Source organism: Pantoea sp. y20 (assembly GCF_054903455.1).
The window spans coordinates 414,181-428,500 of record NZ_CM142816.1; the positions used below are offsets into that span (position 1 = coordinate 414,181).

The following is a 14,320-nucleotide window of genomic DNA, read 5'->3' on the forward strand; positions in this document are numbered from 1 at the left end:
CAGATATCTCACGATAAAGTGATTTAACTGGCTGAATATTCTAGTTTTATAAGTTGTGCGAACTCAGAAATACGTGGCATATAAGGGCGGCCAAATGGTCGCCCCTACAACAGAAGCCGGTTACGGCATGGTGATGGACTGTTTCTCCTCGAGCAATTTATCTACCACGCCCGGATCGGCCAGCGTAGAGGTATCGCCGAGATTGCTGGTATCGCCCGTAGCGATTTTGCGCAGAATGCGACGCATAATCTTGCCGGAGCGGGTTTTTGGCAGCGAGTCGGTCCAGTGCAGCACATCCGGTGTGGCAATCGGGCCAATCTCTTTACGCACCCAGTTACGCACTTCGGTATACAGCTCTGGCGACGGCTCTTCGCCGTGGTTAAGCGTGATATACGCATAGATTGCCTGGCCTTTAATGCTGTGCGGAATGCCAACCACCGCCGCTTCGGCAATCTTCGGATGCGACACCAGTGCCGATTCAATCTCGGCGGTGCCGAGACGGTGGCCGGAGACGTTCAGCACGTCATCGACGCGGCCGGTGATCCAGTAATAACCCTCTTCATCACGGCGCGCGCCGTCACCGCTGAAGTAGCGATTTTTGAAGGTGGAGAAGTAGGTCTGTTCGAAACGATCGTGATCGCCATACAGCGTACGCGCCTGGCCTGGCCAGGAATCGACAATCACCAGGTTTCCTTCGGTGGCACCCTCGAGCGGATTGCCTTCGTTATCCACCAGCGCTGGCTGCACACCGAAGAACGGTTTAGTAGCGGAACCGGCTTTCAGTTCGGTCGCGCCCGGCAGCGGCGTGATCATGAAGCCGCCGGTTTCGGTTTGCCACCAGGTATCGACGATCGGGCAACGGCTGTCGCCAATCTTCTTGTAATACCACTCCCAGGCTTCCGGGTTGATCGGTTCACCCACCGAACCCATGATGCGCAGGCTACTGCGATCGGTGCCTTCAATCGCTTTATCGCCTTCGGCCATCAGCGCGCGAATCGCGGTTGGCGCGGTATACAGCAGCGTGACCTTATGTTTATCCACCACTTCCGCCATGCGGCTCGGCTTCGGCCAGTTCGGCACGCCTTCAAACATCAGCGTGGTCGCGCCGCACGCCAGCGGACCGTAAATCAGATAGCTGTGGCCGGTGATCCAGCCAACATCAGCCGTGCACCAGTAAACATCATCAGGATGATAATCAAACACATACTTAAAGGTGCTGGCGGCATACACCAGATAACCGCCGGTAGTGTGCAGCACGCCTTTCGGCTTGCCGGTGGAACCGGAGGTATAAAGGATAAACAGCGGATGTTCGGCATCGACGGCGACCGGTTCATGCTGATCGCTGGCCTTCGCCACTAAATCGTGCCACCACAGATCGCGGCCTTCACGCCAGCCGGTATCTTTACCGGTGCGCTTAAACACCACCACATTTTTCACCGTGGTGACGTTTGGATTGTTCAGGGCATCATCAACGTTTTTCTTCAGCGGGATACTGCGTCCGGCGCGTACGCCTTCATCGGCGGTAATGATCAGTTTGGCGTTGGAATCGACCACGCGCCCGGCGACGGCTTCCGGTGAGAAGCCACCGAAGATCACCGAATGCACCGCGCCAATGCGCGCACAGGCCAGCATCGCAACGGCGGCTTCAGGCACCATCGGCATGTAAATCGCCACCACGTCGCCTTTCTTCACGCCCAGGCTGTCGAGCACATTGGCAAAGCGGCAGACGTCCGCATGCAGTTCGCGGAAGGTAATGGTTTTGCTTTCGCTGGCGTCGTCGCCTTCCCAGATGATGGCGGGATGGTCGCCACGCGTGGCGAGATGGCGATCGAGACAGTTCGCGGCGAGGTTCAGTGCGCCATCTTCATACCAGCGAATCGAAATATTGCCGGGGGCAAAGGAGGTATTTTTCACTTTGCTGTAAGGCTTAATCCAGTCGAGGATTTTGCCTTGCTCACCCCAAAAGGTGTCGGGATCGTCAACCGATTGTTGATACAGCGCCGCATACTGATCGGCATTAATGAGAGCATTCGCTGCAATGGCAGCGGGTACGGGATGCTTGTGTATTTGGCTCATGGCTGACCTCCTTGAAGATGTTAATCATATGTCAATCAATGGTTAATTGAAGACCACGACAGGGCTTTGTTTCTGTTTTGTAGTCTGGATCACGACCTTTTATCACTGCCAAATCCCCGGCGAACGGCGGGCAAAAACGCCGCGCCAGCAGCGCGATCTTCTGCCTTAAGCCTACGAGATCGCTGCCTCTGTTGTGCAAATAATCAGCAAACGCGCCGGGCCGCTTTTTGCGCAATATTGCATAGCTATGCTGAAACTTATCGAATTAACACTTTTCATAACAGCGAGTTATGGCCGTTAACCTTCGTCAGCATTTTATGCTACTAACCTGAATAAGATTTGCGCTATCACGCCGGGGGTTGCATTTACCGTAGTGAAAATGGTACTTATCTCGGCCCTGTTCAGCAGGTATCAACTCAGACTGCATCACCCCGCAGGCGCAAAATGCCTGCACAGCTGTAACCGACGTAGTCATAAATAACCCTCTATTTTATCGGGCTTTTGCTCACTTCCCTGTGTGACATTTCTCCTGCACCTTCGCAGCAGAGCAAAGGGGTTTTTAACTGAGGAAATAACGCGTTATGAAAGGTTTTAAGTTCACCCTTGCATGGCAGATTTTAGTCGCGCTGATTCTGGGCGTGATTGTGGGAACCGTGCTGCATAATCAGCCCGACGATCGTGAATGGTTAATCACTAACATTCTGACGCCCGCGGGTGACATCTTTATTCATCTTATCAAGATGATTGTGGTACCGATTGTTATCTCCTCACTGATTGTCGGCATTGCTGGCGTGGGTGATGCGAAAAAGCTCGGACGTATTGGTGTTAAAACCATTATCTATTTTGAAGTGATCACCACCCTTGCCATTGTGGTCGGCATCACGCTGGCCAACGTATTCCAACCCGGCAGCGGCATTGATATGTCAACGCTGGCAACGGTGGACATCTCTAAATACGAAGCCACCACCGAAGCGGTTCAGGGTGCACCGCACGGTCTGGTCACCACCATTCTGTCGCTGATCCCACAGAACATCTTCGCCTCGCTGGTGAAGGGCGACATGCTGCCGATTATCTTCTTCTCGGTGCTGTTTGGTATGGGCTTATCGGCGCTGCCATCGGAACATCGCGATCCGCTGGTCACGGTATTCCGTTCGATTTCCGAAACCATGTTTAAAGTGACGCACATGATCATGCGTTATGCGCCAGTCGGCGTGTTTGCGCTGATTGCGGTCACCATTGCGAACTTCGGTTTTGCGTCGCTCTATCCGCTCGCCAAGCTGGTGCTGCTGGTGTACGTGGCGATTCTGTTCTTTGCTTTCGTGGTGCTCGGCACGGTGGCGCGCTTCTGTAAGCTGCGCATTACCACGCTAATGCGCATTCTCAAAGACGAGCTGATTCTTGCCTATTCCACCTCCAGCTCAGAAACCGTGCTGCCGCGCATTATGCAGAAGATGGAAGCCTACGGTGCGCCGAAAGCCATCACCAGCTTCGTGGTGCCGACCGGTTACTCGTTCAACCTCGACGGTTCAACGCTGTATCAGAGCATCGCGGCGATCTTTATCGCCCAGCTGTATGGCATTGATCTGTCGCTGACTGACGAGATTATTCTGGTGCTGACGCTGATGGTGACCTCGAAAGGCATCGCTGGCGTGCCGGGCGTCTCCTTCGTGGTGCTGCTGGCAACGCTGGGCAGCGTGGGCATTCCGCTGGAAGGCCTGGCATTTATCGCTGGTGTCGATCGCATCATGGACATGGCGCGTACCGCGTTGAACGTGATCGGTAACGCGCTGGCGGTGCTGGTGATTGCGCGCTGGGAAGACCAGTTCGACACCAAACAAGCCGCCGCCTACGAGCAACAGCTGCGCACGCAAAGCGCCAGCTAACGCACCTGCGCCGTAGGGGGCGACATTCATGGCGACCACTACGCACAGAAACCCGCTTCGGCGGGTTTTTTTATGCCTGCTACAGACAAGTCTTATAACCCTTTGCCTCAAACCATTGCTTAAATCCATACCCACTATAACCACCAAAACTTTTCTTCGGTGGTTATAGTGGGTATATTTATTAGGCTGGAGACATCAGGAGGTTGTATTGAGCAGCAGGGAGCTGATCAGGATGTTGCTTGAGCGAGGTTGGGTATTAGATCGTGTTAAGGGAAGCCATCATGTATTCGTAAGAAGGGACAAGCCCTACCATATTTCGCTTCCTCATCCTGAGAAAGACCTGGCAACTGGAACAGTACGTAAGCTAATTAAGTTAATGGACTAATTTCACGGGGGCCTGGCCCCCGATTTGTAAAAGTGGCAATGTCAGCGGGTATTGTGATGCTTTCATATCTTCTAAAAGTCTTTTTAAAATCATTTTCAAGTGAGGGCTCAACATGAGATTCCCCGTTTATCTTCATAAGACAGAAAGCAACACCTATTCTGGCTTTGTACCGGACGTTGTTGGATGTTTTTTTGCTGGCGAGACAGTGGATGATGCATTAACCGATGCTTCTGCTGCGATTGATTCGCATGTTGAGTCGTCGACTGATGCGGGTTACGAGGTGCCGGTGGCAACGAACATTGAAACGCATATTGAGGATGAAAATTGTCAGGGTGGTTATTGGGCCTTTGTCGATATCGATCTCAGTCGCTATGAAGGCAAAGCAGTAAAGCTCAACATCACCTTGCCGCAGAATCTGTTAACTAAAATTGATAGCTATGTCGATCACCATCGTGAATATGGTTCCAGAAGCGGTTTTTTGGCCGCGTTAGCGCGCAAAGAATTGGCAAACGCCTGAACCACGAAAACGACCCGCTTCGGCGGGTTTTTTTATGTCCGCTGCGGCAAAAAGCAAAAAAATCCCGCGCAGCAGAGGAATTAACAATTCTGTGTGATATATAGTTTTACGAATAAATTATTCTCACATAGGAGTGTCTCATGCAGATCGATCTGAGCCAGATGATCACCGAAGGTCGTAATCCCGCCAGCCACAACATTGATGAGCTGACCACCGAAGCGATGCTGCGGGTGATCAATGATGAAGACAAAAAAGTGGCGCTGGCGGTGGAAGTCATTGTGCCGCAGATTGCGCAGGTGGTGGATGCCATCACCCACGCCTTCAGCAAAGGCGGTCGCCTGATCTATTGCGGCGCAGGCACGTCGGGTCGTCTGGGGATTCTGGATGCCAGCGAATGTCCGCCGACCTTCGGCACGCCGCGCAGCCAGGTGGTTGGGCTAATTGCCGGCGGCCACACCGCGATTTTGCAGGCGGTGGAAAACGCCGAAGACAACGTGGAGCAGGGCGCGCAGGATCTGCGTGATATCAATTTCAACGCTAACGATGTGCTGGTCGGGATTGCCGCCAGCGGCCGCACGCCCTATGTATTGGGCGCGCTGGCGTATGCGCGTCAGCAAGGCGCATTTACCGCAGCGTTAACCTGTAATCCTAACAGCCCAATGTCGCAGGCCGCGGATGTGGCGTTGACCCCGGTGGTGGGCCCGGAAGTGGTCACCGGTTCTTCGCGCATGAAAGCCGGCACGGCGCAGAAGCTGGTGCTGAATATGCTCACCACCGGCGCGATGATTCGCAGCGGCAAGGTGTACGGCAATCTGATGGTCGATGTGGAAGCCACCAACCAGAAGCTGGTGCAGCGCCAGGTGAACATCGTCAAACAAGCTACCGACTGTGACGATGCTACCGCGCAGCAGGCGTTGGCGGCGTGTAGTGGGCACTGTAAAACCGCGATTGTCATGGTGCTGGCGGGATTAGCGGCCGATGAAGCGAAATCGCTGCTGAGTCAGAATCAGGGCTTCATTCGCAACGCTTTGCGTGACGCAGGAGCGCAATAATGGCGGCCATTACTGAGGATCTGGTGCGCGACATTTTGCTGGCGGTGGGCGGCGCCAATAATGTGGTGCAGTGCGGCAACTGCATGACGCGCCTGCGTCTGACACTCAACGATGCCGCGCGAGTGGATAGCGCCACACTCAAAACGCTGCCGGGCGTGCTGGGCGTGATCGACAGCGATGCGCAGCTGCAGATCGTGCTCGGTCCCGGTAAAGCGCAAACTGCAGCAGAGAAAATGCAGGCACTGCTTAATCAACAGGCGCCGGGCGATCTGCAGGCCATCGCCAGCGCGCAAAAGCAGCAGATGAAGGCAAAGCAGACCAGCGCATTGCACCGTTTTCTCTCCTGCTTCGCCACCATCTTTACGCCGCTGATCCCCGGTTTTATCGGTGCCGGCTTGCTGCTGGGTTTCGCCACGCTGATTGAGCAGATCTTCCACCTTAATCAGCCTGGCGATCATGCACGCTGGCTGCTGGATACCGTGGCGTACATGAAGGTGTTTGGCAAAGGGTTGTTCACCTTCCTGAGTATTTTGATTGGCTATAACGCGCAGAAAGCCTTTGGCGGTACCGGCGTCAACGGGGCCATTATCGCCTCGCTGTTTGTGCTCGGTTATATCCCTGACGCGAAGGTCGGTTATTACAGCGGGATGCAGGATTTCTTCGGCATGGTGATCGATCCGCGCGGCAATATTATTGGCGTGCTGCTGGCGGCAATATTTGGTGCCTGGGTTGAGAAACAGCTGCGAAAAATCATTCCCGATAATCTCGATATGATCCTGACATCGTTGCTGACGTTATTAATTACCGGCGCGGTGACTTTCCTGGTGATTATGCCAATCGGCGGCGAATTATTTAAAGGCATGTCGTGGTTGTTCATTCATCTAAATAACAATCCGTTTGGTTGCGCTATTCTGGCCGGACTGTTTTTGATCGCGGTGATGTTTGGCATTCATCAAGGCTTTATTCCGGTCTATTTCGCGCTAATGGAAACCCAGGGCTTTAACTCGCTCTTCCCAATTCTGGCGATGGCCGGCGCCGGGCAGGTCGGCGCGTCACTGGCGTTATGGTGCAAAGCGGATAAAGACTCACTGCTGCGTAAACAGATCAAAGGCGCCATTGTGCCGGGCTTGCTCGGTGTCGGCGAACCACTGATTTATGGCGTCACGCTGCCGCGTCTGAAACCCTTTATCACCGCCTGTTTTGGCGGTGCGCTGGGCGGCTTCTTTATCGGGCTGGTGGCATGGCTGGGATTGCCAGTGGGAATGAACACCGTGTTTGGCCCTTCAGGATTAGTCACATTGCCGCTAATGACCTCATCGCAGGGCATTTTTGCCGGCATGGCGGTGTATCTCGCTGGGCTGATCGTGGCGTGGATTGGCGGGTTCGTCTTTACCTGGTGGGGCGGCACCCGCAATGTGGATTTAAGTTAAGTGAAGTACGGATATCGACCAGGTCGGCATAAAGCGTGACCTGGTCTAACCGTGATCACGATCACGCTTTTTAAACTCTCTCAAGTCGCTTAACCCGTCACAGCCACATTCACTGCTTAAGTACCGTTTGTAAGTAAAGCGTTAGCAAAAAATAAAGGTTTTATTAAGGAGATAGAAAGCCAGACCTAATATTTAAAATGGCCTCAAATTATTTAGAATATCCAACCTGCATCGCAATTAATTCCCCGAGATGACAATAGGTTACTCATAATTGTCTTTTGCACTCACCAGCGAAAAAGTCTATACCTAAAGCCAATTAATCTATAACAACAATTCCATCCCTTTTTTCACTGCACCGTATTTCTTCACACAGTTGTTCTCAAATTAGATTGCTACACGGGATTGGTCATTATCTGCCGCTTTATCCCCACGCGAAGAATTTAACGCTGTTGCAATAACAGCGCGGACGCTGCACGCCCACTGGAGGAAGTATGAGGTTTACATTAAATCCTATCGCATTAGGGATGTTGGCGGCGCAATTGCTGATCTATCCAGCGATGCAAAGTCAGGCTGTTACGTTGGGGACTTACACACCAGAAAATAATGACAACCAAACCGGTAAAATTACCGTCAGCAGCGGCAATGAAAGTCTGACCGGCAATCAGGCATTCACGGCAGGAACGGATGGCGCGGTCACCACCACGCTCGGGCAAGTGGCGATCACCTCGGGATCGCAGTATCTCAATCAGGATCGCCTGGATCCCGGCCCGCAAAACTTTGCGATCACCACGCCCGATCCCGCAACCGGCACCAACAGCACATTCCAGGTATATAACTCCGCCAGTCTTGTCGCCTTAGCGCCCGTCACCAGCGCCACCAGCGTGCCGGATGTGCAGAACGTCAATGATGCGCAGTACATCGATGCGCGCATTGCGGATGTCACCGGCGGCACGCTGGATGTGAATATCGGCCAGGCGAATGCGCTCAGCAGCGCCAGCACCAACAGCTGGACCATGGCCGCCAAGCAGACACAGCTATTTGATGTGAGCGGCACTGGCACGGTGAACTGGAACAGTAATAACCGCATCAGCTTTTTCGGTGCCACCGCCACGCCGGACGGCGCGGGATCGGCCACCAGCAGCTATCAGGTGCAAAACCTCGCCACCTATAACGGCGCATTCAGCGTGCAGACGCTGGATGGCAAAAGCACCAGCTTTACCGTCACCAACGCCAGCCAGCTGCAAAGCTACAACAACTGGCTGATCGGTCAGCTGCAGGCGGGCAATCTTGATAAAACCCGTTATCTGCCTGAGTTCAATAAAGCTGTCACCTTCACCAATGCCAACATCGTCTACAACGTTAGCGCCACGCCGCCAGACGAGGTGACGCAGGCGATCGGCAATCGCATTGTGATCAATGCCAATGGCGCGGACGCGAGGGTCAATCTGGCGGCGGGTAAAACGCTGGAAGTGGTGGGCGCGACGGGCGGTGCGATCAAAGCCTCCAACGGCGCGCAAGCGGTGATTGATGGCAAACTGGCGAGTCGCGGCAGCATCACCAATAACGGCACGGCGCTGGTGTTAACCGATAACAGCAGTGGAACCAATAATGGGGTAATTAACGGCGGCTTCCTCAATCGTCAGGATGGTACCGGCATTGGCTCGACCGGCTACGGTGCCAATGGCGTAGCCGTGCAAACCGGTAGCACCTTTAACAACAACGGCATCCTCAACCTCGCCACCACCGGCAGCAATTCACAGTATGGCGTGGCGGGCATCAATCTTGGCGTGTCCTCCACCGCCAATAACAGCGGCAATATCAACGTCGGCGTCAACGGTTCGAGCGCGCGCGGTACCGCGTCTGGCGTGTTACTGACCGACGCCACTTCCAGCTTCACCAATAACGCCAGCGGCAATATCTACATTGGTCGCGGACCGCAAAACAGCCTGGGTGAGGCGACGGCGGATACCGCGATGAACCAAAGCGGGTTGACCAGCGGTATCGCCCTGGTCGCCAACGGCAACGCGGTTAACAACGGCAGCATTACCCTCGGCACGAGAACGCAAAATGCGGCGGGGATGTCGGCGACCGGCGCGAATAACGCCACCATGATCAACACCGGCACCATCAATGTGAACGGTGCGGCTGCCACCATTCCGCGTGAAAACGTCGGCATGCTGGTGACCAACAGTGCCGGCAACATCAATAACGCGGGTACCATTAACCTGAATGGCGTGAACGGCACCGGCCTGAAAGTGCTGGCGACCAATGGCAACACCGCCAGCGCCACCTCAACCGGCACCATCAACGTGGCAGGCGGCGCCGATCCGGCCAGCGGCACGCGCAACTATGGCGTGTGGGTGGAAGGGCAAGGTGCAACCGGCACGGCGCAGGCCACCGTTGATGGCCCGATCAATCTCAGCGGCAATGGCGCGATCGGCGTGCATGCGCGCGGCAATTCCACAGTGACCGTGGATCCGGCTGCCGTGCCGACCTTTTCTAACGGTACCAATCAGATCGCCTTCTTTGCCTACGGCCCCAATGCGCTGATTAACGTGCTGGGCAACAATCCGTTTGATGTCACCACGCAGAACTCCACGCTGTTTCGTGTTGAGCAGGGCGCAGACTTCAACGGTAACGCCTTGTCGCTCACCGCGTCGGGTGCCGGTTCTACCGCCGTACTCGGCAGCGGCGCAGGCACCGAAGTGAGCAGCGATGCGGCGGTGATCAACGTCAGCGGCAGCGGTGCCAATGGCATTACGGTGGAAGGGGGCGCAACGGGTAGTATTGATGCCGCAACCACCATGAATCTCACCGGTAGCAACGCAATTGGCGCGATCGTTGACGGACAAAAACACGATATCTTTGGCAGAAACAGCGGCTCGCCGGTGACCAGCACCCGCCTGAACTCTGCGGCGTCATTGAATGCGTCACAGAGTGGCTTGACCGGTTATCTGGCCCGCAATCGCGCGCAGTTGACCAACAGCGGCGATATCACCTTCAGCGGCGCCAACGCCACCGGCATTCGCGTCGAGAGCGGTGCGACCGGCACCAACAGCGGCAATATCAACATCAACGATGGCGGCACCGGCATCGCGGTGAACAGCGGCAGCAGCACCTTTGCCACCACCGCCAATAACACCGGCACCATCAATGTTAATGGCGGCAGCACCACTAACCGCAGCCGAGGCGTCAGCGCCAGCGGCAATCGCGCGGTAGCCAACCTGAACGCTGGCACGCTGAATCTCAACGGCACCGGCGCGATTGGGGCGGAAGCGCTCAACGGTGCGCTGGTGAATATCGCCGCCGGTTCAGCGCCGGTATTCAACAACAGTGACCAAATTGCTTATCACGCGGCGGGCAGCGGATCGCGCATCAGCTCCGCCACCAACGCGTTAAATATCAACAGCAGCGGCTCAACCGGCTATCGCATTGATGACGGCGCGGCGCTGAGTTTCACCACGCCGACCACCCTCACCGCCAGCGCCAGCAGCAGCACCGGCGCGATTATCTCCGGCAGCGGCAGCAGCCTGAATAGCAGCAACGCCAACTTCACCGCCAGCGGCCAGGGCAGCACGGCGATCCGTGCTGAGGGCGGTGCGAACGCCACGCTCGATAGCGGCAGCAGCATCAACCTCAGCGGCAGCAACGCGGTCGGCGTGCTGATTAATAATCTGCGTACCGATTTGAGCAACGCGCTGGATGGCACGTCAGCGGCCACCCGCGTTACCAGCAACGGCAATGTGAGCGGCGCGGGCAATGGCGCGATGGGTTTTGATGTCACTAACGGCGCAGAGCTGGTCAACAACGGCAATGTGAACCTCACCGGCAGCAACAATATTGGGATCCGTTCGCGCGCCGGCAGCACGCTGACCAACAACGGCGTGGTCAATGTAGCCAACGGCACCGGGCTGGATGTCTCCGGCAGCGGCAGCACGCTGGCGAAAGGCGGCACCATCAATGTCGATAACGGTATCGCGGGCGTGCGCATCAGCGACGGCGCGCAGCTGGCGCTTACCGGCAGCAACACGGTGATTACCACGCGCGGCAACGCGCACGGCATCCTGCTGGACAGCGGTGCGACCGCACTCAGCGCCAGCGACGCTACGGTGAACGTGCTGGGCAGCGGCAACGGCATCGAAAACCGCGCCGAACTGAGCAACGTTGGTCTGAGCAATCTCACCATTAACGTCGGCGACGGCAACGGGATTCGCACCGCCGTGCCATTTGATCCGGCTTCGACGGTGACCACCAACGTCTCCGGCAGCGGCAGCGGCCTGAATATCGCCAATGCCGATGGTTCCACCACCCGCGGCGATCTGACGTTGGGGTCGGGCTATCAATTTAATGTTACCGGCGCAGGCGGCACCGGTATCCGCGCCAATACCACCGGCAATGTCACCACCGCTGCCAACGTCAATATCGACAATGCGGCGGGCGGATCGGCGCTGGTCTCCAGCACGGCGGGCACCATCGTCAATACCGGCAACTTCACCTCCAACAGCCTGACGGCGCCGGTGGTGGATCTGCGCGGCGGTAAAACCATCTTCGAGAACCTTGGCAACATCATCACCGCCAACCCACAAACCGTGGCGGTAGCGGGCAGCAACGCCGATGACGAAATTCTGCTGACCGAAGGCGCGGTGCAGGGCGATATCAATCCGGGCGGCGGATCGGATCGGTTCCGCTGGACGGGCGGAACGCTCAACGGCAGCCTGACCATGGGCAACGACAACAACAACACGGCTGAAGTGAGCAAGGTCGATCTCGGCACCACCTACCATCTCACCAGCGGTAATGGCACCGGCAACACCTTGACCTTCAATCAGATTGGCGCGCGCGGCGGCAGCTTCAGCGCCGACGATCTCAGCAAAGGCGTTAATCTTGGCAGCGGCTGGAGCACCATCAACTTCGCCAATACCCAATGGACACTAACCGATAACCTGCAGCTGGCGCACAGCACCATCAATGTCGATGCGGATTCCACGCTGTATGCCGGCGATAACGTGCATCCGACGCTATCCGGCGGTACCGCCGATTCCCTGGTGGTGAACAACGCCGGTACGCTGGATCTCACTAACGGCGCGGGTTCGCCAGGCAACACGCTGGATATTGCTGGCTCGCTGGCGTCGAGCGGCGGCCAGCTCAATCTGGTCACTAACCTCAACCAGGGTGGTGCGCTAAGCAATCAGCTCACCGACCACATTAACGTCACCGGCAATGCCAGCGGTACCACGCTGGTGAATGTGAAACTGGCGGATGCCAGCACCGGCGCACTCACCGATCTCAATCAAAATGGAGGGGTAGAGGGCAACGAAGGGATCTCGCTGGCGCAGGTAGGCGGTAATGCCAGCGCCAACAGCTTCGCGTTGAAGGATGGCTATCTCGGTGCCGGGCCGTGGCAATATCGGCTCTACACCTTTGCACCGGGCAGCAGCGATCCCAGCCAGCGTTTAGTCAGCGGCAGCGGCAATAACTATTGGGATTACCGTCTGGCGAACTACTACGTGTGTGAGGATAGCGCTAACTGTCAGCCGACCTTCGTCACCGATGCCTTTGGCACGCCGCAAAGCTACGATTCGCGTCCGGCGGTGGTGCCGCAGGTGCCATCTTATGTGTCGGCACCGGTTGGCCTGGCCTATTACACCTCGGCGATTATCGACGATCTGCATAAACGTCTTGGTGAACTGCGCCACGAGCAGACACGGCCGCAAGGCAACGGCGGCGAGATGTTCCTGCGCTATATCGGCTCAAACCTGAAGTACAAGAGCGATAAGAGTTTCCGTGACTTCGGTTATGACTTTGACCTTGATTACAGTGCGGTGCAGGTGGGCGGCAATCTGCTGCGACTCGATGGCGAGCAGGATAGCCTGCGCGGCGGTTTAGCCTATACGCGCGGTAATACGCGCATTCGTCCGCATGCGGCCGACGGTTACAGCAGCACCACTTTCGACAGCGACAGCCTGGCGTTTTACGGCACCTGGCAGCGTCAGAGCGGCTTCTATCTGGACGGTGTGTTGTCATTTGACTGGCATCGCGGCGAAACCGATATCGCCCGCACGCAAGAAGTTGCGAAGCTGAAAGGCCACGGCTGGACGGCATCGCTGGAGAGCGGCTATCCGTTTGCGTTGGGCGATGGCTACAAACTTGAGCCGCAGGCGCAGCTAATGTACATGAAGCTGAATATGAATGATTTCACCGATAAAGACGGCAATAAAGTGCGTTACGGCGACTATAACCAAACTATTGGTCGTCTCGGCGCGCGCCTCGATCGTACCTGGACCGACGACAGCAATCGTCAATACACCCCTTATCTGCGCGCGAACTACTACAAAGGTTGGGGCGGCAGCGCAGATACCTCGGTGTCATCGGTGGATAATCCGGCATTTGGCGCAACCTTCAGCAGCGGAAAATTTGGTCAAATGTGGGAACTGGGCGCAGGCGGCACTGCAACCTTGCAGAAGGATGTTTCATTGTATGCGGAAGCGGATTATCGCAAAGAGATCGCTGGCAATGGTGCTAAAGGGTGGCGGTATAACGTGGGGGTTCGCTGGCAATTCTGATTTCCCTGCGCCCTTTGCGCTGCAGGTGCGTTGGCTGCGCTCGCTCACCCCGGTCACAGAGTTCACTCTGCTCCCGGGGATGAGCGAGCTTGCCGCCTTCCTGCGACACAAATGGCTTTGGGAAATCCCATCTACCTGCGCCTTTTGCGCTGCAGGTGCGTTGGCTGCGCTCGCTCACCCCGGTCACAGAGTTCACTCTGCTCCCGGGAATGAGCGAGCTTGCCGCCTTCCTGCAACACAAATGGCTTTGGGAAATCCCATTTCCCTGCGCCCTTTGCGCTGCAGGTCTGCTAACTGGGTTTTTAATAAAAGATTGATTTGGTTTACTGTAAAACCCGGTTAATCGATGAGCTAAGTGAAAAAGTGTGAAAGCCGCTGCAAAGCGGCTTTTTTATTGGCCTGAATTTGAAACTG

The 14,320-nt window shown here is 56.1% G+C and carries 7 protein-coding genes; 6 read left to right on the plus strand and 1 reads right to left on the minus strand.

Going from position 1 to position 14,320, the window contains the following annotated elements; all coding sequences use genetic code 11:
- Nucleotides 1-120: 120 nt before the first annotated feature.
- Complete coding sequence (gene acs / locus ACYAC5_RS01885; protein ID WP_462062318.1) at nucleotides 121-2,076, minus strand: acetate--CoA ligase; 1,956 nt, start codon at nucleotides 2,074-2,076, stop codon at nucleotides 121-123.
- A 581-nt stretch (nucleotides 2,077-2,657) separates the two neighbouring features.
- Here acs and gltP point away from each other — a divergent pair.
- The 6 genes from gltP to ACYAC5_RS01915 all read left to right on the plus strand — a co-directional run bounded on the left by gltP (nucleotide 2,658) and on the right by ACYAC5_RS01915 (nucleotide 13,906).
- Nucleotides 2,658-3,959, plus strand: coding sequence for a glutamate/aspartate:proton symporter GltP (gene gltP / locus ACYAC5_RS01890; RefSeq protein WP_007888562.1), 1,302 nt, complete (start codon nucleotides 2,658-2,660; stop codon nucleotides 3,957-3,959).
- Between the two features lie 208 nt (nucleotides 3,960-4,167).
- Complete coding sequence (locus ACYAC5_RS01895; protein ID WP_222234556.1) at nucleotides 4,168-4,344, plus strand: type II toxin-antitoxin system HicA family toxin; 177 nt, start codon at nucleotides 4,168-4,170, stop codon at nucleotides 4,342-4,344.
- A 112-nt stretch (nucleotides 4,345-4,456) separates the two neighbouring features.
- Nucleotides 4,457-4,861, plus strand: a complete 405-nt coding sequence (locus tag ACYAC5_RS01900; RefSeq protein WP_101763040.1) for a type II toxin-antitoxin system HicB family antitoxin — start codon at nucleotides 4,457-4,459, stop codon at nucleotides 4,859-4,861.
- A 140-nt stretch (nucleotides 4,862-5,001) separates the two neighbouring features.
- Complete coding sequence (gene murQ / locus ACYAC5_RS01905) at nucleotides 5,002-5,913, plus strand: N-acetylmuramic acid 6-phosphate etherase (RefSeq protein WP_192412661.1); 912 nt, start codon at nucleotides 5,002-5,004, stop codon at nucleotides 5,911-5,913.
- A complete protein-coding gene (gene murP / locus ACYAC5_RS01910) occupies nucleotides 5,913-7,343 on the plus strand; it encodes a PTS N-acetylmuramic acid transporter subunit IIBC (protein WP_462062321.1) in 1,431 nt (476 codons plus the stop codon). Before murQ ends, murP begins: the two co-directional genes overlap by 1 nt.
- Before the next feature lie 491 nt (nucleotides 7,344-7,834).
- Nucleotides 7,835-13,906: an autotransporter outer membrane beta-barrel domain-containing protein gene (locus ACYAC5_RS01915; RefSeq protein ID WP_462062322.1), complete on the plus strand. Its 6,072-nt coding sequence runs from the start codon at nucleotides 7,835-7,837 to the stop codon at nucleotides 13,904-13,906.
- Nucleotides 13,907-14,320 lie beyond the last annotated feature (414 nt).

Bases quoted from the DNA above. Each gene is read 5' to 3' on its own strand.
- acs (WP_462062318.1), bottom strand. From the start codon at position 2,076: ATGAGCCAAATACACAAGCATCCCGTACCCGCTGCCATTGCAGCGAAT.
- gltP (WP_007888562.1), top strand. From the start codon at position 2,658: ATGAAAGGTTTTAAGTTCACCCTTGCATGGCAGATTTTAGTCGCGCTG.
- ACYAC5_RS01900 (WP_101763040.1), top strand. From the start codon at position 4,457: ATGAGATTCCCCGTTTATCTTCATAAGACAGAAAGCAACACCTATTCT.
- murQ (WP_192412661.1), top strand. From the start codon at position 5,002: ATGCAGATCGATCTGAGCCAGATGATCACCGAAGGTCGTAATCCCGCC.
- murP (WP_462062321.1), top strand. From the start codon at position 5,913: ATGGCGGCCATTACTGAGGATCTGGTGCGCGACATTTTGCTGGCGGTG.
- ACYAC5_RS01915 (WP_462062322.1), top strand. From the start codon at position 7,835: ATGAGGTTTACATTAAATCCTATCGCATTAGGGATGTTGGCGGCGCAA.